The organism is Mesorhizobium sp. WSM3626 (assembly GCF_000513935.1).
Taxonomy (GTDB): domain Bacteria; phylum Pseudomonadota; class Alphaproteobacteria; order Rhizobiales; family Rhizobiaceae; genus Mesorhizobium; species Mesorhizobium salmacidum.
Window position 1 is genome coordinate 1 of sequence record NZ_AZUY01000001.1, and the last position, 23,031, is coordinate 23,031.

Sequence of the window (23,031 nt, forward strand, 5' to 3'; positions counted from 1 at the left end):
TCCCTTCTCCCCTTGTGGGAGAAGGTGGATCGGCGCGCAGCGCCGAGACGGATGAGGGGTGTGTGACGGAATGAGGCGTTTGCGTTCCCTGGAACACCCCTCATCCGACCTCGCTTCGCGAGGCCACCTTCTCCCACAAGGGGAGAAGGAAGAAGGGCGCGTCGATGTCCACTCATCATTGCCGCCTCCTCATCGTAATAAACGCGCCGAACATCACCACGGCGACCATGATCAGGCCTTCGATGATGGCGGTGACGTTGGGGTCGATGGCGAGCAAGGTGAGATCGGTGCGCACCAGGCGCAGCACGAAGACGGCGACGATGGGGCCGAGCAGGCCGCCCTTGCCGCCGCCGAGCGCCACGCCGCCCAGCACGACCGCGGCGACGCTGGCGAGCAGATAGGGGCCGGGGATGGGCGCGCCGATGCCGGTGCTCATGGTCAGCGCCAGCCCGCCCATGGCGGCGAAGAGGCCGGACAGCGCGTAGGCGATGATGCGTGTGCGGGCGACAGGCACGCCGCTGCGGAACGCCGCCAGTTCGCTCGAGCCGATGGCGTAGATGGAAAGGCCGAGGCGCGAGCGCCGGAGCGGGATCCAGATCACGCAGAGGCAGACGACCAGCACCACCAGCGCCTTGGGCAGCCAGGCATCGATGGTATCAGGCAGGCCCGGTATCGGCACGGTGCCCGAGATCAGCGCCATCAGCCATTCGGCCGCCGCGCCGCCCGGCGCGCCGAGCACCAGAAGGGCGGCGCCCTGCAGCACGAACAGCATGGCGAGTGTGACGACAATGTCGGGCACGCGGGTGACGACGATGAGCAGGCCGTTGAGCGCGCCCAGCACAAAACCCATGGCGAGCACGAAGGGCACCACGAACAGGGCGTATTCCTCCGAGGCGCCGTTCATCATCGAGGCGGCGGTGACGCTGGTCAGCGCCATCATGGCGGCGACCGAGAGGTCGATGCCGCCGGCGATGACGACAACGGTCTGCGCGGCGACGGCAAAGGCGTAGGGTAGCACGGCCCGCGCCAGCGAGCCGAAATCGCCGCTGCCATAGCCGGGCTGGATCAGTTTTGTCGCGATGAACAGAACGATCAGCAGGGTAAACAGGCCTGTTACCCAGCCCTGGCGGCGCAGGAAATGGCTCATGGCGTCGCCCCCGGCGCATCGGAGGTGTTGGCGGTGGGATCGGCCAAAATGCCGATATCGGCCTTGGCGCCGCGCGGCAGGCCGTAGGCGGCGCGCATCAGTGCCGGTTCATCCGCTTCCTCGACAGGGAAGACATCGACGAGGCGGCCGCCGAAGATGACGATGACGCGGTCGCAGACGCGCTGTACCTCTTCGAGTTCGGAGGTGTAGAACAGCACCGACTTGCCATTGCCGGCGAGCTCGCGCAGCAGCTTATAGATCTCCTGCTTGGTGCCGACATCGATGCCGCGTGTCGGGTCGAAGCACAGGATGGTGCGGGCATCCGCCGCGATCCAGCGGGCGATGGTCACCTTCTGCTGGTTGCCGCCGGAGAGGCGCTGCACCTCGCCCTGGGCGCGAGTATCGATCTGCAGGCGCTGGATGGCGCTCTGGACCGTGGCGCGCTCCTTGCGCATGGCAATTGGTCCCCAGTTGCGCAGGGCGGCGCTGAAGGGGAGCGCAATGTTCTCGCGCACCGAGCGCTGCATGGCGAGCGCCTCGGACCGGTCGCCCGGCACATAGGCGATCCCCGATCGGATGGCGTCGATGGGGTGGGCGAATTTCATCGGCTGGCCATCGACCTCGATCGTGCCGCCCGACGGTCTGATCGAACCGGCAAGAGCGGCGAACAGCTCGTCCTGGCCCTGGCCTTCCAGCGCCACCACGCCGGCGACCTCGCCATCCCCGAGATCGAAGGAGACGTCGCTGAGCTTGGTGCCGACGCGCAGGTTGCGTATGGCGATGCGCGGGCGGGCAGGGGGGCGGGCCTTTTCGCTGGCGCTGCGGCCGGCGACATGGGTCTTGAGAATGCGGCTGCCGAGCATCAGCTCGACGATCTTTTCTTCCACGCCCGGCACGATGTCGACGACGCCGACGGTTGCGCCGTCGCGCAGCACCGTGGCGCGGTCGCAGAGCGCGGCGATCTCGACAAAGCGATGCGAGATGAAGATCACGGCGCGGCCGGCGTCGCCCTGGCGGCGCACCACCTCCAGCACTTTTTCGGCGAGGTTGGCGGGCAGTGCCGCCGTCATCTCGTCGAGCAGCAGCACGTCGGGCTCTACGGCCAGCGCACGGGCAAGGTCCAGCACGCGCAGCACGGCCAGCGGAATGTCACGCGCGGTGTCACGCAGGTCGAGGTCGGGAATGCCGAGCTCGCGCACCCAGGCGCGGAACGGCTCGACCGGCGTGCCGGTCAGCCGCAGATTGGACAGCACGTCGAGATCGGGGATCAGCGACGGCTCCTGGTAGACGGGCAACAGCCCGGCGCGCCGCGCGGCGGCGGGCGAGCGTATGTCGCGTGCTTCGCCACGGATCAGGATGCTGCCGGCATTGGCTGATATGGCGCCGGTCAGGATCTTCACCAGCGTCGACTTGCCGGCGCCATTGGCGCCCATCAAGGCGTGCACCTCGCCCGGCAGGACGGAGAGCGACGCGTTGCGCAAGGCGGCAACCGCGCCGTAATTCTTGGCGACGCCCGTGGCGTCGAGGAGGAGATTGGTCAAATCGTGTGGTTCTCGATGAAGCTGTTCAGATGTTTGAAGGAGCTCAATTGCTTTGACAGGTTGGCACTCTACGAGGCCCCCCTCTGTCCTGCCGGACATCTCCCCCTCAAGGGGGGAGATTGGCAGTCGTTTCGACTTTCGCCAACTTTCAACGTTGCAAGACGAGAGCCGGCGCCGGAATTGTCAATCTCCCCCCTTGAGGGGGAGATGTCCGGCAGGACAGAGGGGGGCGACGTAGAACGCCGACCTTCGCATGACGAGGAGGCGACCCGCCGTCCTCGTCATGTAATTCAAACCCGGCTTACTCCCCCGGGCCCTTGCAGGCGACGATCTGGTCCTTGGTGTAAGTCGTCCAGTCCGGGATCGAGATCGAGACCGGCCATTCCGGGCTGAGCGACGGGTCGGCGGCGGCCTTCAGCTTGGCCTTGCCTTCGTCGGTGGCGTTGTCCCACAGCTGCGGGTCGACCAGCACGGTCTGCTGGGCCGGTTTCTTGCCGTCGAGGATCTGCAGGGCGAGCGTCACACCGGCGCCGCCGATCGAGCCGGGGTTGGTTACGGCAGCGCCGACGAGGCCCTTGACCGAGCTCAGCTGGCCGACGAAACCGGCATTGTCGGCGCCGACGACCGGCACCAGCGGCGCCTGCGATTCGACCAGCGCGTCGACGATGACGTTGTCGATGCCCGACGTCCACACGCCGTTGAACGGCGTGCCGGTGGCCAGGAACGACAGCATCTGCTGCTTGGCCTGGTCCTGCTGCCAGCCGGTGAAGACTTCCTGCGCGACCTTCACGTCGGGGAATTCGGCCAGCGCCTTCTTGAAGCCTTTGTCGCGATCGCTATCGGCGGACGCACCGGCCGCACCGCGCATATAAAACACCTCGCCCTTGCCGCCCATCTGGCCGAACAGCCATTTGGCGCCGAGATAGGCATATTGTTCCTGGTTGTTGGAAATGATGTAGGCCGACGGTTCGGTGACCGCCTGGTCGACGGCGACGACGACGATGCCGGCCTTGGTGGCTTCTTCCAGGCCGGCCTTGATGCCGGCCGGATCGGCGGGGTTGACGACGATGGCGTCGACCTTGGCGCTGATCAGGTTGCGAATGTCTTCCAGCTGGCCGGCGGCATCGGTGTTGCGGTGGGCGATGTTGAGCTTGGTCACTTCGCCGGAGGCGAGCGCCTGCGCCTTCATGGCGCACACCATCTCTTCGCGCCAGCCATTGCCCTGCACGGTGTTGGAAATGCCGATCGTGTATTTGCCGGCGGCGGACGACACACCCACCGAGGCCAGCAGGGCCGCGCTGGCAAGCAGCGGGACCATGGTCAGATATTTCTTCATTTCAGTCTTCCTCCACATTTGTTTTTCAGTTCAGTTTTAATCCGTTAAGCCGCGCCACTCACAAACAGAGTCAAGTGGCCCGCCATGCCATCACTTGACGAAGGGACGCAGCACGTCGCGGGCGAGCAGAAAGCCCCGCTTCACCTGATCGTCGCTGCCTTCAAATCGCCTGTCCTCGTGTTCGATGATGACCGATCCGTCATAGCCGGCGCGATAGAGGCCGGAGAAGAAGCCGCTCCAGTCGACATCGCCCAGCCCCGGCATGCGCGGCACCTGCCAGCCTATCCCGGACGAAAGGATTCCGCGCTCGTACAAACCATCATGATCAATCATCAGGTCCTTGGCGTGGACATGGAGCATGTAGGCGCCGAATTCCCTGATGAAGCGGGCCTGGTCGATCATCTGCCAGACCAGGTGCGACGGATCGAAATTCATGCCGACATCGCCGCCCCAGCTCTCCAGGATGCGGCGCCAGACCTGCGGCGAGTAGGCGATGTTGTGCCCGCCCGGCCATTCGTCATAGCTGAAGATCATCGGGCAGTTCTCGAAAGCGAGTTTTATCCCGTGGTCGCGCGCATGAGCGACGATTTCAGGCCAGACTTTCAGCGCGTCCTGCCAGTTGACGTCGACGGTCTTGGACGCATCGCCGCCGCAGAAGGTGTTGACCAAGGGAACGCCCATATTGGCGGCCAGTACGATGACATTTTTCAGATGGCCGATGACCGCCTCGCGGTGCGCGGCATCGGGATGCAGCGGGTTGGGATAATAGCCGAGGCCGGAGATGGACATGTTCTTTTCTGCCAGCGCGGCGGCAATCTCTTTTGCCTGCGAGGCCGACGTGCCGGCAGCGTCGATGTGGCTGGTCCCGGCATAGCGGCGGGTCGCGCCGGAGGTTTTCGGCCAGCAGGCGATTTCCAAGGCCTCGAAGCCGACGGAGCTTGCCCAGCCGGCGACCTCGCCAAGCGGCGTCTCCGCGAACGGTGCGGTGAGCAGTCCAAGTTTCATTATGCCTCCCCTGACCGCGAACCCGCGATCGATGCCTATAATGCCGATTGTTTGGATCGCTTCAACCTCGCGACCTCGTCTTGTTCGAGACTGTGACGGACTGCTGCCATCGGATCGTCCGACAGCAGTTCGCCAAGCGCCGAAGTCGCGGCCTGCCGGAACGTCTCGTTTGAGGCAAGGTCGGGATCGAAAATCGTGTCGATGGCCAGGATGGCGGAAGCCAGAGCCGGCGCATCGTTGCCCGTCGCGTCGGCTATTGCCGCGACCTTGCCGGCATAGGGATCCGACACCGGCCAGCGTTTGCCGAAACGGGCCGAGGCCAGGATCAGATAGGCCATCCAGCCGGCGACCGGCACCGACAAAAGGCCGATGCTGGCCGCCTGGTTCAGCCGATCGCGGATCGGGTTGAGCAGGCGCTGGACGATCTTCTGCGAGCCATCGGTGGCGATCTGGTGGTTGCGATGACGGATGGCGGTGTTGCGCAAGCGGCCGAGGCTCTGGTCGACATAAGCCAGCGGCTCCATGCCAGGCACAGGCGTCAGCGTCGGCAGCGTTTCCTCGACCAGCATGCGCCTGACGAAGACCGACAGCAGCGGGTCGGCGATGGCATCGAATGTGTGTTCGAGGCCAGCCAGTACGCCGAGCGTGGCGAGCGTCGTCTGCGCGCCGTTCAGCACCCGCATCTTGAGATGCTCGAAGGGCGTGACATCGTCGACGAAAGTCGCGCCGGCCAGGTCCCAGCGGGGCACGCGGCCGGCGAACTTTTTCTCGATCACCCATTGCCGGAACGGTTCGCCGACGGCGACGGCGGCATCGCGGTAGCCGAACCACTGTTCGACGCTATCGAGGTCGTCCCGCGTCACCGCCGGCGCGATGCGGTCGACCATGGCTGAAGGGAAGGTGGCGTTGGCGGCGACCCAGTCGGTCAGACCATTGTCGCGCCGTTCGGCAAAGCTCCGCACGACATTTTCCAGGATGACGCCGTTGGTCGGAATGTTGTCGCAGGAGAGCAGTGTCAGCTTCCGGCCATGCGTGGCCCGGCGCATCTCCAGCGCCCGTGTGAGGATGCCGGGCACGCTGCGCGGTGTGTCCGGGTTGGCGAGGTCATGGACGATGTCGGGATGGCCGAGGTCGAGTTCACCGCTCGATGGGATGTGGCAATAGCCTTTTTCCGTCACCGTCATCGTCACCAGTTCGATGTCGGGCGAGGCGAGCGCGGTAAGCGCCGGTGCGGCGCTGTCCTGGCTGTCGATCACCTTCACGATGCTGCCAATGACGCGTGCCTCGACATAGCCGTTCTCGCGGATCAGCCTGGTGTAGAGGCCGCCTTGCCGGCCGAGCGTGTCGGCGAGGGTGGGCGGGCGGATGTTGATGCCGACAATGCCCCAGCGGTCGAATTGCAACGACAAGAGGTCGTCGGTGTATTCGGCCTGATGGCAGCGGTGGAAGGCGCCGACGCCAAGATGCGCCATGCCCGGAGCCAGCGACGCGCGGTCAAAGGATGGTATGCGCACGGCGGCGNGAAGCCGCTCCAGCAGCCCAGGGTCAAGTGTTTCGATGGCATTCACCGGTTCGCCCCGATCACCGACTGCTCCTGGTCGATCACCGCACCGGTCATCGGCCCGGCCGCGTCGGAAAGCAGGAAGACGGCGAGGTTGGCGATATCCTCCGGCCTGAGCAGCCGGCCAAAGGGCTGCGCGGCATTGGCGGCGTCGAGCCAGCCCGGGCCGTTGCCCAGCGTCTCGGCCTGCATGATGCGTTCGGCCGGCGTGTCGGTCCAGCCGACATTGATGCCGTTGACGCGGATGCGGTCGAAGCGGTGGGCGTTGGCGGCATTCTTGGTCAGCGTCGCCAGCGCGCCCTTGGTGGCGGAATAGACGGCAAGCTCCGGCGAGCCGCAATGGGCGTTGATCGACAGGATGTTGACGATCGCCCCGCTTTGGCCGCGCTTCTTCATGTCGGCGATCGCGGCCTGCATCAGGAAGAAGGGTGCGCGCGCATTGACCGCGAACAGCGCCGCCCAGTCGTCCAACGACGCGTCGAGAAACGAGGCGCGGTCGGTCAGACCGGCGGCGTTGACCAGGCCGTCGATGCGGCCGAAGTGGGAAACGCAGAAATCCACCAATCGCGCCGGGGCGGAAGGGTCGGAGAGATCGGCCGGAACGATCACGGTAGGAACGCCCAACCTTGAAATCGCTCCCGCTGCTTCGGCGCCGCGCAGTTTGTCGCGGCCGGTAATCACCAGGCCTTCAGCGCCGGAGCGCGCAGCCGTTTCGGCGATCGCCCGGCCTATGCCTTGCGTGGCTCCGGTGATCAAAATCACCTTGCCGTCGAGCCTGGTCTCCATTCCTCCTCCCGGAACAAAGTTTCTATTTTTTGAAATATGGAACGATAATTCCCGGTAGTCAATTGTGCCAGCAGCGCCTCATGTGCCGCGTCGCGCGGCGACGCCTTGGACCAGCGCCATGCCGACCGCCAGCGATGCCGCCAGCGAGCGGAAACCGGCGAAGTCGGATTCCACCACCTCCAGCCAGCTGTCCGAGAGCCGGATCAGCGGGGAGAAGGTGCTGTCGGTGATGGTGACGATGCGGGCCTTGCGCTCATGCGCCACCGCCACGAGGTCCGGCGTGATCGAATTGTAGGGGCTGAAGGAGACCGCCAGCACCGCATCCTGCCTGCCGATGCAGCCGACCTGGTCGAGCGCGGAGGAGCCGACATTGTCGACCAGCACATTGCGTACGCCTTGCTGCGAAAGCGTCAGCGACAGATAGGTGGTGACGGGGAAGGCGCGCTTGGAGCCGATGACGTAGATCAGGTCCGCTTGTGCCAGCGTCCCTACCATCTTCTCGAAGCTTTCGACATCGAAGCCGCTTTCGATGCGGCCGAGCGAGGCCTGCGAGGCGCCGACCATGCCGTGCAGGAAATGCAGGGCGGCGTTGGGCTCGGCTTCGGCGCGCGGCTCGCCGCGTCCTTCCGGCCAAGATCCCTTGACATGGTCCTTGAACAGGCCCTGGAAATCGGAAAAACCGGAATAACCGAAGATCTGGGCAAAGCGCACCAGCGTCGAGGGCTGGACGCCGGCCTGCGCCGCCACCTGGGCGATGGTGCCGAGCGCCACCTCGCTCGGATGCTGCCACAGGAAGATCGCCACCTGGCGCAGGCGCTTGGGAAAATGCACCGTGCCGGAAGACAGCACGGCGCGCAGCTCCTCATAGTTTCGCGGCTGTATATAGCCAAGCGCCGCCAGGGAACGCCCGCGCTTGCGCGTCGCGGCCTCCTTGGCACTCGATCGTCCGGATGGTTTTCTCGCCCCGCTCATGAATTCAGGCTAGCGCGATACGATCGTTTTACAATATGGAAATTGGAAATCCTGTTCGAAGCGATGTCTTGGAGAGGAATGTAAACGGTTCAAAGTTGGCGCTCTACGAGGCCCCCTCTGTCCGGCAGGACAGAGGGGGCCGCCGTAGAACTCGACGGGGATAGCCAGGAGGAGAAAACATGGTCTACGCAACATCGGATGGATCGACGCGCCAGCGCCTGCGGGTCGGTATGGTCGGCGGCGGCCGCAATGCCTTCATCGGCGCGGTGCACCGGCTGGCCATGCGCCTCGACGACCAGATCGCGCTGGTTGCCGGCGCGCTGTCGTCCGACCCGGACAACGCCGCCGCCTCGGCCGCCGAGATCGGCATCGCGCCGGAGCGCAGCTATGCCGATTACCGCGCCATGGCCAAGGCAGAGGCCGCGCGGCCGGATGGCATCGAGGCGGTCGTCATCGTCACGCCCAACCATCTGCACGCGCCGATCGCCACCGCCTTCCTCGAGGCCGGCATCGACGTGATCTGCGACAAGCCGCTGTCGACGACGCTCGGTGACGCAGAAGCGCTGGTGGCGCTGGCGCGCGCGAAAAAGCGCCGCTTCGTCGTCACGCTCAACAACACCGGCTACGCCATGGTCCGCCAGGCGCGCGAAATGGTGATGGCGGGCGAGCTTGGCCGAATCGTGTCGGTGCATGGCGCCTATATCCAGGACTGGCTGACCAAGCCGATCGACGCCGACGGCCAGAAGCAGGCGGAGTGGCGCACCGATCCGGCAAGGGCAGGGCAGTCGGCGGTGCTGGCCGATATCGGCGTGCACGCCTTCAACCTGGCAAGCTTCATTTCCGGCCGCGAGGCCGAGACGGTGTCGGCCGACCTGTTCACCGCGGTGCCCGGACGCCGGCTCGACGACAACGCCCATGTGTTGGTGCGCTGGACCGGCGGCGCGCGCGGCACGATCCTGGCCAGCCAGACATCGCCCGGCCACTACAACGATCTCTCCGTGCGCATCTATGGCGACAAGGCCGGGCTGGAATGGTCGGGCGCGCGGCCGGAGGAACTGCGCTTTTCCGTCCATGGCGAGGAAACCCGCACGCTGGTGCGCGGCGGCCATGGCTCGACGGCTGAATCCCGCCGCGTGTCGCGCATGCCGGCGGCACACCCGGAGGGCTATATCGAGGCCTTCGCCAATTTCTACCGCGACGCCGCCGATATCATCCGCGCCCACCGTTCTGGTGGCACGGTCGACCCGACGCGCGCGGCGCAGGTGCCCGACGTGATCGATGGCGCGCGCGGCGTGAAGTTCGTCGCCGCCGCGGTGGAGTCGAACGCGGCCGGCGGGGCGTGGACGGCGGCACGGTTTGGGTGAGGTCACTCCAAGCCCAGTCCAGGAATTGGAACGGAATTAGCCGGCGACGGACAACCGGCGAGATAGAACGAATCTTCTCAGTCCGTCGGAATCCAAGGGCTGCCCGAAGGCATAGCCTTGCAGAATGTCGCAGCCAAGCGCTTTAAGCAGTCGGGCGTGCTCCATCGTCTCGACACCCTCCGCTATGATCTCGATGCCGAGGGATTTGCCGATTTCGATGATCGACGACACGACTTGTCTCTGCTGGGGCGAATTCACAATTGGATCGACCAACTGGCGGTCTATCTTCAGGCGGCGAGGCTGCAATTTGAGCAGACTGACGATTGAGGCGTAGCCGGTGCCGAAATCGTCGATTTCGATGTCGATGCCGAGTTGCTTGATCTGCTCGACGTTCCATGTGACCAGGTCATCGTTGTCGTCGAGGAAGATGGATTCGACGAGCTCAAAGGAGAACGTTCCCTTCCTAATGTTGAGATCTCGCAAACTCGCTATGAGTTGCTCATCGTGAAGGCGCCGTGCCGAAACGTTGACTGACACGCGCGGAACGCCAATCTTCTGCGCGGACCATGCTTCGAAATCCAAAAGCGATTGCTGCAGGATTTTCTGGTCTATTATCGAGACGACGTTCAGTTCTTCAGCGGTCTTCAGGAAAACGTCGGGTGTTAGAATGCCCTTCTCAGGGTGGTTCCATCGCGCCAGCGCTTCAACTCCCACGATCTCCCGCGTCCTGGCGCTAAATTGAGGCTGGTAGAATACGATGAATTGATTTCGTTCGAGGCCGGCGAGAATTTCGTCGGCAATTCTTTTCGTGTTGACGATTTCGCTTTGCAACTCGCCGCTGAAGAATTCATGCCGGTTGCGGCCACGTCTCTTTGCCCGGTAGAGGGCGATATCGGCATTCACCAGCAGCTGTCTGGTTTCGGCGCTCGTACCGTCGTCGATTGCAATTCCGACGCTGACGCCAAAACGGCACTGGTGACCGTGGTAATAAACGGGCCTGCGCATCTCTTCGATAATGCGGTCCGCGAGCGCGGCCGCCTGGGCATCGTCATCGTCTATCGTGCAGAGCACGATGAATTCGTCTCCTCCAACCCGAGCGACGAAACCTCGATCGCCGACGTTGGACTTGAGAACGGATGCCGCATGCACCAGCATCGCGTCGCCCGCTGCGTGGCCGAGCGTATCGTTGATGTGCTTGAAGCGGTCCAAATCGACGTGAAGCAGTGCGGCATGGCCGCCGTTCAGCCTGGCCTTTGCCGCGTAATCATCCAGTACCTGGTCCAGGTAGCGCCGATTGGGCAAATCCGTCAGCGAATCGTGCATGGCGACATGTTCCGTGCGCGCCTTGGCAGCTTCGAGTTCCCCATTTTTCGACTCGGCCAGCTGTTTTGCGCGAACCAAATCGGTGTTCAGCATTACATCGGACGTCACGTCCCATTCGGCCCCCACCATTCGTGGCGAATTGTTCGCGGTCTCGTAAAAGATCGCCCTGGACCGGACGTGGCGAATTTCGCCGCCTGGACGAACAACCCGGTATTCCGATGAATATGTGCCTCGTCCGGTCACGGCACTTTCGAAGTCTGTAAGCGCCCGAGGCAGATCGTCGGGATGAATGGCCCCGGCCCAGTCGGAATATCCGCGCTGTCCGCCATCAGCCTCCCTGCCATATATCTCGTTGACGCGATCGTCCCAAGCAAGATGGTTGGTTTCGAGGTCGTGTTCCCAAACGCCGATGGCCGAGGCCTCCAGGGCAAGTTCCAGCCGTCGCGACAGCCGATTCAGTTCCCAGTAGTTTCGCTGCCTTTCATTGATCAAGCGGCCCGCCGCCAGGAAGGGAATCAAAATCAGCGCCGCTGCTGCCGCCATGAGCGCCCGGAGCCGCCAGGCGTTGGCGGGCGTGGCGGGCCAACCGCCCTTGGGAACCGCAGCGATCTGCCAGGAGCCCGATGGAAAAAGAACGTCGGCCGTCACAGGATCGCTTTTGACAACCTGTTCGTCACCGAAGAACCGCAGTCCTTTCGTGCCAAGGGCGTCATTGCCGATGAGGGCTATGTCGATCCCGAGCTCCTTGTCGAGAAGACCGCTTGCCTGGTAGAGGCGCTGCACGTCGACGACCGCGGAAACGATGCCCCAGAACCGTTCGGTGTTGCCCGCGCTTTTAACGAACACCGGAAATCGGCCGATGAAGGCCTGCCCTCCCTGCGCCAGATCGACCGGGCCGGCAAGAATGAGCTTGCGCTCGTCGCGCGCACGCAACGCCGCCGCACGCTGCTGGTCGTTATTGCGGTAGTCGAGGCCGATAGCCTTCTCGTTGCCGGCCATCGGGTACATCAAGGAAATGACCAGGTCGGGCGCGCCGGCAATGTTGCGAAGCTGGGACTCTTCGTTGAACAGTCTGCTGGCAAGCTCAGTGAAACGTTGCTGTCCCATGTAGGGTTCGGTCGTGACTGCCGCGACCAGCCCTCGCGCCAGCTGAAGGTTGCCGTTGATCTTCCCTTCGAGCTTGGCGCGAACGACATTAACCTTGGCCAGGACGTCCGCGCGGGCAACCTGATCCGAAACGATCTTGTTTTGGTGGTCGGCGAGCACCGCGCAAACGGCAATAACCACAACCGCGATCGCCACCGGAATCCTTGCCGGTGAAAAGACGCCCGCCTTAACGCGGGCGATCATACTGGCGAAAAAAGCCAATAAAGCGATGTTCCCTGTGCTTCTCAGGCCCTCTGGTCGAGCCTCATCAAGAGAATATTAGTTCGCAATAACTTAATTTTGACCTTCACAATCTTTAAAAATTTTCCGCCTTCGGAGACTGCTGCGCGGAGAACGCACACCAGAACCTGCCAAATACGAAACTAGTGGCTGTCGAGCTTCTTCTGGGCGATCCGATACGTCCCGACGCCGCGCTTGGTTGCCCCGATTGAATAGGCCATCGGAATCTTGGGAGCGTTTTCGGGAAGGCCGTACATATCCTTGCCGGCCCTTACCGCGAATGAAAAGTGCTGCCAGGACACTGTGTCGTGCTCATTGAGGAAATCAAGCGTCAGGCCCGCGGCGATCAAGGCGTTCACCACGTCGCTGATCGGATGAATCCATTCATAGTAGCGAGGATGCTTCAAGGTGCGCTCATCGCCGGTGTAGGTTAGCTTCTCGTTCCAGACGAGCGGTCGCGCTACAGGCGTTCGCCAATCGTCCTTCAACTCGAGCGCAGCAGCCTTGCGATTGCACTGGAACATCAAGGGATGCCCTTCGGCCATATAGAGCCGGCCGCCGGGCCGCAGAAGATCCGCCACCACCCGGGCCCAGCGGAAGACATCGTCAAGCCAGTTCACCGATCCCCAAGTAACGTAGACGATGTCATAGGTCCGGTCGAGCGCTTCGACAGCCTCGTATAGTGGCGCTTCCACGAAGCGAACGTCGCTGCCCGCCTTGGAGGCGAAAACTCGCGCCGCGGCTATCGCCCTTGGTGAAAAGTCCAGGCCGGTCACACTGCCCGCGCCGAGATTCCTGAGGCTGATCGTGTCGAGCCCGATGTGGCACTGCAGATGGACGATGTCCTTGCCGAATAAGTCACCAATCTCGCGCGTTTCCAGCTCATAGAGATTGGATCCACCAGCCAGCACGTTCTCGATACGATAGCTGCCGGTTCTGTCGGTCGCGTGCAGTTCGGCCCGATCGTCCCAATTCAGGAGGTTCGCATCCATGAACGGTTCCAAACTGTCCCCCGATCTCAGCCGCGGCATGGTAAACAGCTGGTTAACGTAGATTGCAGTGAGCGGGCGTGCACGTCAATCCCAGCGCCTTGCGATGTGTCGCAACTGGCAGGGTAACTGGCGCGGTCATCGCAGATGCGGTGCCCGGTGCCACTTCCGCCGGTACGTATCGCGCATGCCGATGGCGCACTGGGACGGGGCGACGAAGTTTGAGGACGACAGCCAATCTCCCGCTCCTAGGGGTGGTTGGCAGCTTATCGCGACCGCATCAGGCCGCCCCTAACTGCCCTGCCAGATCCGTCAACATCGGGCGCTGGCCCTTCAGGATCTTCACCTCGGCTTCGGCCAACGTGAACCAACCGGCTCTGTCGACCTCCGGGAATTCCTTCATCCTTCCGGACCTCGGCGGCCATTCCATGGTGAAAATGTTGCTCTTCATAGTGGCCACGTCGATGTCGGCCTCGACGGACCAGGCCATGACGATCTTGCCGCCCGGTTGCCGGTAGTCGCCAAGGCGCGCGAAGAGGCCTTCGACCTTTATACCGAGCTCTTCCTCGGCCTCGCGTCGTGCCGCCGCCAGTTCGTCCTCACCCTCGTCGACAAGGCCCTTCGGGATCGACCATGCGCCATCGTCCTTCTTCGCCCAGAATGGGCCGCCGGGATGGACCAGCAGCACCTGGATGCTATTACCGCCGCGGCGATGGATCAGCAGGCCCGCGCTGCGTTTTGCCATGTTTGCACGTCCGTTTGCGGCACTGGTGCGAAGCCGGCCGATCCTGCGTTGACCATTGCCGACCTTGCACCGGGAAATTGCGACGCTATGTCAGTCGCGTCTGCATTGCACCTCATGCGCGAGTCCGGCAATCTGATAATATCGTTTTTGGGGCGGCGTCGAAAGTCAGGTGAGGCGTCTGAATGCAGCTGGGTCTGATCGGCTACTACAGCGACTTCGTGGTCTATCCCCTGGTGATCGCCATATTGGGCGTGGCCGGGCTGATCGAGGCCGGAGAGGAAAGCGCGCCGGACTGGATCGGCACGGCGCTGATCTGCCTTGGCCTGTGGACGCTGATCGAATACGTCCTGCACCGGTTCGTGCTGCACCACGTCCCCTGGATCCGGGACCTGCACGACCGTCACCATGTCGAGGAGCGCAGCCCGGTGGGCACGCCCACCTGGCTCAGCCTCGGGGTGCATGCGCTGGTGGCGTTCCTGCCTGTCTGGATGGTTTCGGACTTCGCGACCGCCAGCGCGGTGAGCTGCGGGTTGATGCTGGGTTACCTCTGGTACATCAGCGTCCACCACATGATCCATCACTGGCATCCGGCCCATGCGAGCTATCTCTATACGCTCAAGCGCCGCCACGCGGTGCATCACCATATCGACGACAACGCCAATTTCGGCGTGACGTCGATATTCTGGGACCGGATTTTCGGCACCGCGCGGCTTTGACGTGGGTCTTTCGACAGGCCACCTACATCATTTGCGGTCCGCCGTGCGGTCGAGCGATGAAATTAAGCCGAGCGATCTGGCCAGAATAACCAGATGAGCGCGGCGGCCATCAGAATCCAAATTCCGACGATGAATGCGAGACCGCCGCGGCTGGTCGGTTTGGATCGGCGAATGGCCTCCGCGCGAAACTCCGCCATCAGATCGGCGGGGATCAACTTCACAGCAAGCAGGATGCCGATTGGTACGATGATCAGGTCGTCCAAATATCCAAGTACGGGAATGAAATCGGGTATCAGATCGATAGGACTGAGCGCGTAGGCGGCGACCGCGCCGGCGGCAAATTTGGCGTACCAGGGAACGCGAGGATCGCGGGCGGCCAGCCACAAGGCTACCACATCGCGCTTGATGGCCTTCGCCCATTGCTTTGCCTTGTAAAGGATAGTCACACGGCAACTCTCTTCTTATGGGACCCCGCACCATAGGTCTCTCGCTTGTTAGCTTCGATTATTGCAACGATGTCCACGATCCGCAAACTGATCCGCTACCCCTGAAAGTGTAGGGGGGCGTCTCTCCCGCTTCCGCTGATCCCTGAACTCGTCGAGAATTCGGTGCAATTCCGGCGTCATTGTCATGGTAGTCGGCTCCAGATAGATTGCGTGGGGGACAGGGGCCGAGAATGCTTCCGACATTGTCGCATTGGCATGCGCCTCGTCGCCATGGGAGGCTGAAATGGGCGGCTCTTTTCGCACCGTTCATCCTGCTGTCTGGCTATATCGTTTACGGTTTTATCGGTATCCAGATCGACTCGCCGCTTTCCGCCGTTAGACATTTCGCCGCGTTCCCGAACTGTGCCGCCGCCCGCGCCGTCGGTCTTGCCCCTGCGCGCAGAGGACAGCCCGGCTATTGGCCAACGCATGATGCCGACAAGGACGGCATCGCCTGCGAGCCCTGGCACGGGGAAAGCGCCAGCGGCGTCAAGGTCCACCGCTACTGGCGCACCGGCAGGTAATCCTCACAGTTCCTTTTGCGCCAGTTCCCTGAATTCGTCGGGCACCGAGCGGGCCGCTTCCAGCGCCACCGTGCCGTAGCCGACCGCCTGTTTGCCGAAGCGCTCGCGGATCTTGTCGATGGCGCGGTCGGCGCCGAAGCGGGCGAGACCCTTTTGGCTGCCCGGGCGGCGCTTCTCGTCGGCGAGGCCGAGCGGCAGGTCGAGCTGCAGTTCGGCGCTTTCCTCCAGATGTGACACCGAGATCGCCAGCAGCGAGATGGTCTTCTCCCGCGGATGATCGGCGAGCACGCCGCGCACCAGGTCGCCGGCAATCTCGGCCAGCATGGCGGTCGCCGAGATCGGCTGCTCCAGCGTGATCGAGCGGGTGACGGCGCTGAGATCGGCAAAGCGCACGCGCACCGTCACCGTGCGGCCGGGGCGGTTCCTGGCGCGCAGCCGGCTGGCGACGCGGTCGGCCAGATGCAGCAGTGTCGGCACGATCACCCGCGCCACGGCCGGCTTTTGCCCGAGCGCCGACTGCGCGCCGGCCGAGTGCGCCCGGCGCTTCGTCTCCAGTCTGCGCGGATCGCGGTTCCAGGACAGGGCCGCAAGCTTTTCGCCGGCGGCGGGGCCGAGCAGCCGGGTCAGTGCGCCGCTGTGCGTCCGGGCCAGCTCGCCGATGGTCTCGACGCCGATCTCGGCCAGCCGGGCCCTGGTTGCCGGCCCGACGCCCCACATCAGCGCGACCGGCAAATCGTGCAGGAAGGCAAGTTCGGTGCCTGGATCGACCACCACCAGCCCGTCGGGCTTGGCAACCTGCGAGGCGATCTTGGCCAAATGCTTAGTGCGCGCCACGCCGATCGAGATCGGCAGGCCGAGTTCGGCCCGCACACGGCGGCGGATCACGGTCGCGATCTCCCGGGGGGAGCCGAACAAATGCGTGCAGCCGGCGACATCGGCGAAGGCCTCGTCGATGGAGATGCGCTCGACCACCGGCGTGCAATCGTCGAGCACCTTGATCGCCGCGTCGCCCAGCCGCTGGTAGTGGCTGAAATTGCCGCCGACGAAGATCAATTGCGGGCAAAGCTCGCGCGCCTTGCGCCCCGGCATGCCGCCGCGCACGCCAAAAGCGCGCGCTTCGTAGGAGGCAGCGAGTACCACGCCGCCGCCAACCGCGATCGGCTTGCCGCGCAATGTCGGGTCGAGCAACTGCTCGACCGAGGCATAGAAGGCGTCGAGGTCGGCATGCAGGATGGTGGCCGTCGTTTCCATCCTGTTCCGCTCATCCGCGATTGCTGATAGACCGAAACAAATAGAGAACAAATGCAGATCGTTGTCAATGCGGGGCCGTAGGATCCGTCCTTCTTCCACGGGGGACGAGGAAAGGCCTAGACAATATGTTCGGCCCGCAGCGCTGCCTTCATGCGTTCCAGCGCCGGCTCGCCGCCGGCCGCCAGTTCTTCTGCGATGCGGGCAAGTTGACCGTCGGCCTTGCGATGCCTGCTGCCCCAGGCGCCGAGCGTGGCCAGCACCGGCAAGAGGTCGATGCCGGCTTCGGTCAGCCGGTAGATCGCCTTCAGCCCGTGGGTGGGATCGTCGCTGCGGGTGAGGATGCCTTCACCCTGCAGCGTCTGCAGCCGCTCGGCCAATGTGCGCGAGGAGATGCCTTCATCGGATTGCAGGAACTCGCGAAAATGCCTTTTGCCAGCGAAGACCAAGTCGCGGATGATGAGCAGCGTCCAGCGGTCGCCGAGCAGTTCCAGCGACAGGTTGATCGGACAACCGGATCTTTCGCGCGTCGACATCTCTATGGTTCCGTTTTTATATCACTTCACTATTGACATCATTATCCATTTGCGTCAAATGGTTCCATAAGTAAATCATTTTTCGGCCGAAGAGCTCGCGGTCTCGACAGGAGGAAGACATCGTGGACCAGGGGAAAACCAGCGCGCCAAGGACCGTCGTGGTTGTCGGCGCCACCAGTGAGGTCGGCGCGCAGGTCGCTTCCGTGCTCACGGGGCAGGGGCATGCGGTGCGCGGCGTGGCGCGCGGTCTGGGTGTCGCGCTCGACGATGCCGCGGCACTCGCATCCGCCTTCTCCGGCGCCGACAGCGCCTATGTGATGATCCCCTTCGATATCACCGCGCCGGATCTCCACCGCTTCGAGGACGAAGTCAGCGGGCGCCTGGCGACGGCGATCAGGACTTCGGGCGTGCGCCGCGTCGTGCTGCTCAGCGGCCTCAATGCCCATCTCAGGATGGGGACTTCGCTGGGCGCCGCGAGGATGGAGGAGCGGCTCGAGGCACTCGGACTCGACGAGCTGGTGTTCTTGCGCGCCTCCTTCTTCATGGAGAACTTTGCCAGAGGCATGGGCTTTGTCGAGCAGGCCGCTTCCGGTGTCTTCGCCACGCCCTTCCGCGGCGACCTGCCGATGCCGCTGATCGCCACGCGCGACGTCGGTCAGCGCGCCGCCGCCTTGCTTGGGTCGGAGCATTTTCCGGCCGGGCGCGTCGTCGAGCTGCATGGTGGCGGGTATCATCCTTTCGAGAAGGTGACCGAAATTCTCGGCAAGGCGATCGGGAAGGCGGTGAGCTACCATGCGGCACCTTTCGCCGATGCTCGCGCCGGCATGATCGCCGGCGGCCTGTCGGCGAGCTTCGCCGATGCGCTGGGCGAGACGGCGGCGAGCTTCAACAAGGGCGAGCGATGGGCGTTGGAAGCGCCGTCGCCCGACAATGCCACGCCGACTACTTTCGAAGCCTGGGCACGCGACTTCGCCCGCTCGCGTGGCGCTGCCTGATCCCTCCCATACTGAATCCGGAAACGAGGACACCCCGATGAAAAAGCTCATTCTTCAGATGCAGATGTCGGTCGACGGTTTCGTCGGCGCCGATGCTGATCACCCGTGGCAGCTCTGGGAGTGGGGCGACGACAATGGCTGGGACGCCGAGCTGAAACAGGATTTCAACGCCGTGTTCGCCGGCATCGACACCATCCTGCTCAGCCGCAAGATGGCCGAGGAGGGTTATCTCACCCATTGGGGCAATGCGGCGAGGAAATATCCGGCCGATCCGTTCTATGCCTTCGCCCGGCGCATCGTCGACGCGCGCAAGGTGGTGCCGAGCGACAGGCTCGAGGCCTCGCGTTGGGAGCGCACGACGGTGGTGAGCGGCGACCTGCCGCGCGAGGTCAACGCGCTGAAGGCGGGCGAGGGCAGCGACATGGCCGTCTTCGGCGGCGCCGGTTTTGCGTCGGCGCTGATCGCGGCCGGGCTGATCGACGAGTTCCAGCTGTTCGTCAATCCTGCCGTGCTGGGCGCCGGCCGTCGCATCTTCGACCAAGGTGGGTTTCGGAACCTGCGGCTGCTTGGTTCTAAGGCCTATGCCTGCGGCATGGTGGTCAGCCGCTACGCGCCGGCAGGCTGATTGCCGGCGCACAGGCCTGGCGGCAAAAAAGACGTTTGGCCGGAATCCTTTGCCCGCTTCTCTTCGTCTTCAAGGGCGGTCGTCGCAAGGGCGGCCGCATCAATCTGAATGGAGAGACAGACCATGATCCTGGTGACAGGCGCCACCGGCTTGAACGGCAAGGCAATCGTGCGCGAGTTCGCGCGGCAGAAGCATAAAGTGAGGGCGCTGGTTCGCGATCTGGACCGGGCATCGGCGGCGGGGCTCGGCGGACTTGCCGGCGTCGACCTGATCGAGGGCGATATGCGCCGGCCGGACACGCTTGGCGCGGCACTTAGTGGCATTGATCGCGTGCTGATGATTTCGACCGCGGCCGAAGACATGGTCGAGACGCAGTGTCGTTTCATCGATGCCTGCAAGCAGGCCGGCGTCGCGCATGTGGTGAAGTTTTCCGGCGCCGAATCCAACATCGGCTATGACGCGACGAAGTTCCGCTTCACGCGCATGCATGAGGAAATCGAGCGCTATCTCGAAGCGGCCGGGATGGCGTGGACCCACCTTCGCCCCAGCCAGTTCATGCAGGTCTATTTGCGCGACGCGCCGACCATCGCCACCGAAGGCGCCTTCCATCTGGCGCTTGGCGACACCGAACTGTCGCCGGTCGATGTCGAGGATATCGCCAAGGTCGCCGTCCGGCTGCTGTGCGACGGTGGCCACGAAGGCGAGAGCCTCGACATGACCGGACCCGAGGCGCTGACGATGAGCGACATCGCGGCGCGGATATCGCAGGCGATCGGCAAGCTGGTCCGCTACGTCGATATCAGCCCGCGGGAGCGCCGGCGCAATCTGCTGGCCGCCGGTGTCCCCGCCGACTTCGCCGACGCACTGGACGAGCAATTGGCGGAGCGGCTTCGGCGGCCGAAATCGCGTGTGCATCTGGCGACGCATGAGATGTTCGGCGTGCGGCCGACGCCGTTCGTCGAATTCGCCCGGCGGCATGCCGCGATGTTTGGAGGCTGAGCGCGTCCGCAAAAAAGCGCCCACCGTCACGTATCCTTTTTGTCTGCCCGTACGTCTCTGCCTTCCGAAGGTCGCGTCTTCCGCGATCCGCAACCCGAGGAGAATATCATGGCGAGCATCGAGAGCGAGGCAAACAGGAACCATTACGCTGTTATGGCGGCCAATGCGGACAAGCTGACCAGCCCGCAGGCGATCATCGACCACAACGATATCCACTGGACGGCGCTGACCGGCGAGCCGCGCGGCGTCGACTATATCGAGGTCGAGGCCGGCGGCATGCCGGCGATGTGGGTGGTGCCGAAAGGCGCCGACGAGCAGCGGGTGCTGTTTTATGCGCATGGCGGCGGCTTCATCGGCGGCTCGATCTACACCCACCGCAAGCTGGTCGGCCATCTCGCCAAGGCCGTCGGCTGCCGGGCGCTGCTCTACGACTATCCGCTGGCGCATCAAGCCAAGCATCCGGCCCAGCTCGAGGCCGCGATATCGGCCTGGAACTGGCTCGTCGACCAGGGCTTCGAGCCCGGGCGGATCGTGATTGCCGGCGACTCCTGCGGCGCGGTGCCGACCTATGGCGTCCTGCAGCGGCTGCGTGCGCAAGGGCGGCCACTGCCGGTCGCCACGCTGATCATCTCCGGCTGGTTCGACATGGCGCTGACCGCCGCCAGCTATGAGACCAACCGCGAAAAAGATCCGGCGTTCGCCAGGGAAGCCGTCGACTGGCTGGCGGCCAATTTCATCGGCGATGCCGATCGGCGTGATCCCGAGGTCAGCCCGCTCTATGCCGATCTCTCCGGCTTTCCACCCCTCTTCCTGCAAGCCGGCGCCGACGAGACGCTGGTCGACGAAAGCCGCATGTTCGCCGAGCGGGCGAGGCAGGCGGGGGTCGAGACGCGGCTCGATGTCTTTGACGGCATGCTGCACTCCTTCCAGATGATGGCCGGGCGGGCGCCGGAGGCCGACGATGCCATTGCCCGCTTCGCCGCCTGGGTACGGCCGATATTGGGACTGACGGCTGCCGGTGAGAAGACCCCGGAAAAGGCGGCGTGAGCATGCGACGGCTGATCGTGTCGAGTTTCGTCTCGCTGGACGGCGTCATCGAGGGGCCGATGACATGGGCCTCGCCGTTCTTCGTCGGAGAGAATGTGGACCACGCCTTGCAGGCGCTTTCGAACGTCGAGTTCTTCCTGCTTGGCCGCGCCACCTACGAGATGTTCTTCGCGCGCTGGCCCGGGATCAAGGGTCCGTACATGGACCGCATCAACGGCCTGAAGAAGCTGGTCGCCTCGACGACGCTGAAGACGGTGTCGTGGAATGCCACGCTCATCAACGGCGACGTGGCCGAGGCGCTGGCGGCGCTGAAACGCCAGCCGGGCGGCGACATCCTGAAATATGGCGTGTCGCAGCTCGACCGCACCTTGCTTTCCGCGGGGCTGGTGGACGAGTATCATCTGTCGATCGTGCCGACATGGGTCGGGCACGGCAAGCGCGCCTTCGACGATGTTGGCCCCATCAACCTCGATCTTGTCGGCACGCATCGTTTCGACAATGGTGTGGTGACCCTGATCTATGTGCCGCGATGAACCAGCAGATCCGCAAATCTTTCGACACGGCGCAAGGCATGCGGGCCTGGCCTGAGCCCGACCGCGTGTTCGACCTGCGCTATGCCGCGTTCCTGGAGACCGTTTCGCATCTGCGCGCCAGGCTGCATCGCTATTGCGCGCGCATGACCGGCTCGGCGCTGGATGGCGAGGACATCATGCAGGAGGCGCTGTTCGAGGCCTATCGCAAGATCGAGCTGCTCGACGATGCGCAAGCGCTACGGCCGTGGCTTTTCCGCATCGCGCACAACAGGTGCATCGATTTCATCCGCAATCGCCGCACGCGGCACGCGGCCGAGGCCTCCTATGCCGGCGACGACATCGTGCTGCCGGTCGAGCCGGCCGGTCCGGGGGCCGGCCGCGCCATCGAGCGCCTGGTCGTGCATCTGCCACCGAAGGAGCGCGCCTGCGTGCTGCTCAAGGATGTCTTCGACCATTCGCTGGAGGAGATCGCCGACCTCGTCGGTTCGACATCGGGCGGCGTCAAGTCGGCGCTCAATCGCGGCCGCGCCAAGCTCGCCGCCTTGCCGGCGCAACCGGTCGCGGCGCCGCCACACGATCCTGAACTGGAGCGGCTGCTCGACCGCTATGTCGCGCTCTTCAATGCGAGGGACTGGGACGGCGTGCGGGCGCTGACCAGCGCCGATGCGCGCCTGCAGGTTTCGGACTGCTACAACGGCCTGCTCTCGGCCTCGCCCTACTTCGTGGAATATGAGCGCAACGAGCTGCCCTGGCGCATGCGGCCGGGCGCGTTCGAAGGGGAGATCGTGCTGGTCGTCGACAGGCAATATGGCGAGGTCTGGCGGCCGGCCTATCTGGTGCGGGTCCGTGCCGATGGCGGCGTGATCAAGAGCATTGCCGACTATTACGCGTGTCCCTGGATCCTGGAGATGGCGGCCGCCGACGGATGAGGAAGCTCGGCATTGAAGACCTTCGGAAATAGCAGTGGCGAGAAGAAGTTCTTCTGCAAAATGCGCGTGGGGATGGCCTATGTGGGCAGCACTAAGATGATTGGGTTTACCTCCGCAGGTGGGCAGGTTTCACTGAATCCCAAGGTCTACGAAAGCCATGCCGGGGACATGACGATGCCATACCCCAGCTTTCGGATTTGAAGGCTGGCAAGCCCAGCACGCGAGATGTCGGCAATTGC

23 protein-coding genes are annotated in these 23,031 nt (G+C 64.0%); 10 read left to right on the forward strand and 13 right to left on the reverse strand.

From position 1 onward, the window contains the following. Positions 1-175 precede the first annotated feature (175 nt). The 7 genes from M653_RS0100005 to M653_RS0100035 form a co-directional block, all read right to left on the reverse strand. A complete protein-coding gene (locus M653_RS0100005; protein ID WP_027141424.1) occupies positions 176-1,147 on the reverse strand; it encodes an ABC transporter permease in 972 nt (323 codons plus the stop codon). After that, the gene (locus M653_RS0100010) at positions 1,144-2,688 is read right to left on the reverse strand and encodes a sugar ABC transporter ATP-binding protein (RefSeq protein ID WP_027141425.1); all 1,545 of its coding nucleotides are present in this window, start codon (positions 2,686-2,688) and stop codon (positions 1,144-1,146) included. Before M653_RS0100010 ends, M653_RS0100005 begins: the two co-directional genes overlap by 4 nt. 301 nt (positions 2,689-2,989) lie before the next feature. After that, the gene (locus tag M653_RS0100015) at positions 2,990-4,024 is read right to left on the reverse strand and encodes an ABC transporter substrate-binding protein (RefSeq protein ID WP_027141426.1); all 1,035 of its coding nucleotides are present in this window, start codon (positions 4,022-4,024) and stop codon (positions 2,990-2,992) included. A 90-nt stretch (positions 4,025-4,114) separates the two neighbouring features. Next, on the reverse strand, positions 4,115-5,029 hold the full coding sequence (locus M653_RS0100020) for a sugar phosphate isomerase/epimerase (RefSeq protein ID WP_027141427.1): 915 nt from the start codon (positions 5,027-5,029) through the stop codon (positions 4,115-4,117). A gap of 35 nt (positions 5,030-5,064) precedes the next feature. Further along, the gene (locus M653_RS0100025) at positions 5,065-6,597 is read right to left on the reverse strand and encodes a mannitol dehydrogenase family protein (protein ID WP_027141428.1); all 1,533 of its coding nucleotides are present in this window, start codon (positions 6,595-6,597) and stop codon (positions 5,065-5,067) included. Then, on the reverse strand, positions 6,594-7,376 hold the full coding sequence (locus M653_RS0100030) for an SDR family oxidoreductase (RefSeq protein ID WP_027141429.1): 783 nt from the start codon (positions 7,374-7,376) through the stop codon (positions 6,594-6,596). Before M653_RS0100030 ends, M653_RS0100025 begins: the two co-directional genes overlap by 4 nt. A 78-nt stretch (positions 7,377-7,454) precedes the next feature. Continuing rightward, positions 7,455-8,348, reverse strand: coding sequence for a MurR/RpiR family transcriptional regulator (locus M653_RS0100035; protein ID WP_027141430.1), 894 nt, complete (start codon positions 8,346-8,348; stop codon positions 7,455-7,457). Positions 8,349-8,527: 179 nt separating this feature from the next. Here M653_RS0100035 and M653_RS0100040 point away from each other — a divergent pair, with 179 nt between their 5' ends. Beyond that, positions 8,528-9,712: a Gfo/Idh/MocA family oxidoreductase gene (locus M653_RS0100040; protein ID WP_027141431.1), complete on the forward strand. Its 1,185-nt coding sequence runs from the start codon at positions 8,528-8,530 to the stop codon at positions 9,710-9,712. Positions 9,713-9,748: 36 nt separating this feature from the next. On the opposite strand, the gene M653_RS0100045 is transcribed toward M653_RS0100040, so the two are convergent. The 3 genes from M653_RS0100045 to M653_RS0100055 all read right to left on the reverse strand — a co-directional run bounded on the left by M653_RS0100045 (position 9,749) and on the right by M653_RS0100055 (position 14,155). Then, a complete protein-coding gene (locus M653_RS0100045; RefSeq protein ID WP_198028671.1) occupies positions 9,749-12,385 on the reverse strand; it encodes an EAL domain-containing protein in 2,637 nt (878 codons plus the stop codon). A 179-nt stretch (positions 12,386-12,564) separates the two neighbouring features. Next, positions 12,565-13,425 carry a class I SAM-dependent methyltransferase gene (locus M653_RS0100050; RefSeq protein WP_027141433.1) on the reverse strand — a complete coding sequence of 287 codons (861 nt, stop codon included), beginning with the start codon at positions 13,423-13,425 and terminating at the stop codon, positions 12,565-12,567. A 265-nt stretch (positions 13,426-13,690) separates the two neighbouring features. Beyond that, the gene (locus M653_RS0100055) at positions 13,691-14,155 is read right to left on the reverse strand and encodes an NUDIX domain-containing protein (protein ID WP_027141434.1); all 465 of its coding nucleotides are present in this window, start codon (positions 14,153-14,155) and stop codon (positions 13,691-13,693) included. Between the two features lie 182 nt (positions 14,156-14,337). Between M653_RS0100055 and M653_RS0100060 the strand changes: the two genes are divergently transcribed. Beyond that, positions 14,338-14,871: a sterol desaturase family protein gene (locus M653_RS0100060; protein ID WP_027141435.1), complete on the forward strand. Its 534-nt coding sequence runs from the start codon at positions 14,338-14,340 to the stop codon at positions 14,869-14,871. Positions 14,872-14,933: 62 nt separating this feature from the next. On the opposite strand, the gene M653_RS0100065 is transcribed toward M653_RS0100060, so the two are convergent. After that, complete coding sequence (locus tag M653_RS0100065; protein WP_027141436.1) at positions 14,934-15,317, reverse strand: YkvA family protein; 384 nt, start codon at positions 15,315-15,317, stop codon at positions 14,934-14,936. A 230-nt stretch (positions 15,318-15,547) separates the two neighbouring features. Here M653_RS0100065 and M653_RS0100070 point away from each other — a divergent pair, with 230 nt between their 5' ends. Continuing rightward, on the forward strand, positions 15,548-15,880 hold the full coding sequence (locus M653_RS0100070; protein WP_027141437.1) for an excalibur calcium-binding domain-containing protein: 333 nt from the start codon (positions 15,548-15,550) through the stop codon (positions 15,878-15,880). 3 nt (positions 15,881-15,883) lie between these two features. On the opposite strand, the gene dinB is transcribed toward M653_RS0100070, so the two are convergent. Then, positions 15,884-17,131 carry a DNA polymerase IV gene (gene dinB, locus M653_RS0100075; RefSeq protein WP_027141438.1) on the reverse strand — a complete coding sequence of 416 codons (1,248 nt, stop codon included), beginning with the start codon at positions 17,129-17,131 and terminating at the stop codon, positions 15,884-15,886. 116 nt (positions 17,132-17,247) lie between these two features. Next, complete coding sequence (locus M653_RS0100080; RefSeq protein ID WP_027141439.1) at positions 17,248-17,664, reverse strand: helix-turn-helix domain-containing protein; 417 nt, start codon at positions 17,662-17,664, stop codon at positions 17,248-17,250. Positions 17,665-17,786: 122 nt separating this feature from the next. Here M653_RS0100080 and M653_RS0100085 point away from each other — a divergent pair, with 122 nt between their 5' ends. From M653_RS0100085 to M653_RS0100120, 7 genes are all read left to right on the forward strand, one after another. Beyond that, on the forward strand, positions 17,787-18,659 hold the full coding sequence (locus M653_RS0100085; protein WP_027141440.1) for an NmrA family NAD(P)-binding protein: 873 nt from the start codon (positions 17,787-17,789) through the stop codon (positions 18,657-18,659). A gap of 37 nt (positions 18,660-18,696) precedes the next feature. Continuing rightward, positions 18,697-19,284, forward strand: a complete 588-nt coding sequence (locus M653_RS0100090) for a dihydrofolate reductase family protein (protein ID WP_027141441.1) — start codon at positions 18,697-18,699, stop codon at positions 19,282-19,284. A 123-nt stretch (positions 19,285-19,407) separates the two neighbouring features. Continuing rightward, on the forward strand, positions 19,408-20,283 hold the full coding sequence (locus M653_RS0100100) for an SDR family oxidoreductase (RefSeq protein WP_027141442.1): 876 nt from the start codon (positions 19,408-19,410) through the stop codon (positions 20,281-20,283). 108 nt (positions 20,284-20,391) lie between these two features. After that, the gene (locus M653_RS01000000131860) at positions 20,392-21,330 is read left to right on the forward strand and encodes an alpha/beta hydrolase (protein ID WP_032934879.1); all 939 of its coding nucleotides are present in this window, start codon (positions 20,392-20,394) and stop codon (positions 21,328-21,330) included. Positions 21,331-21,332: 2 nt separating this feature from the next. Further along, positions 21,333-21,863, forward strand: a complete 531-nt coding sequence (locus tag M653_RS0100110) for a dihydrofolate reductase family protein (RefSeq protein ID WP_027141443.1) — start codon at positions 21,333-21,335, stop codon at positions 21,861-21,863. Beyond that, positions 21,860-22,792 carry a sigma-70 family RNA polymerase sigma factor gene (locus M653_RS0100115; RefSeq protein ID WP_027141444.1) on the forward strand — a complete coding sequence of 311 codons (933 nt, stop codon included), beginning with the start codon at positions 21,860-21,862 and terminating at the stop codon, positions 22,790-22,792. The genes M653_RS0100110 and M653_RS0100115 overlap by 4 nt, the downstream gene beginning before the upstream one ends. Before the next feature lie 12 nt (positions 22,793-22,804). Then, a complete protein-coding gene (locus M653_RS0100120) occupies positions 22,805-22,993 on the forward strand; it encodes a hypothetical protein (RefSeq protein ID WP_027141445.1) in 189 nt (62 codons plus the stop codon). Positions 22,994-23,031 lie beyond the last annotated feature (38 nt).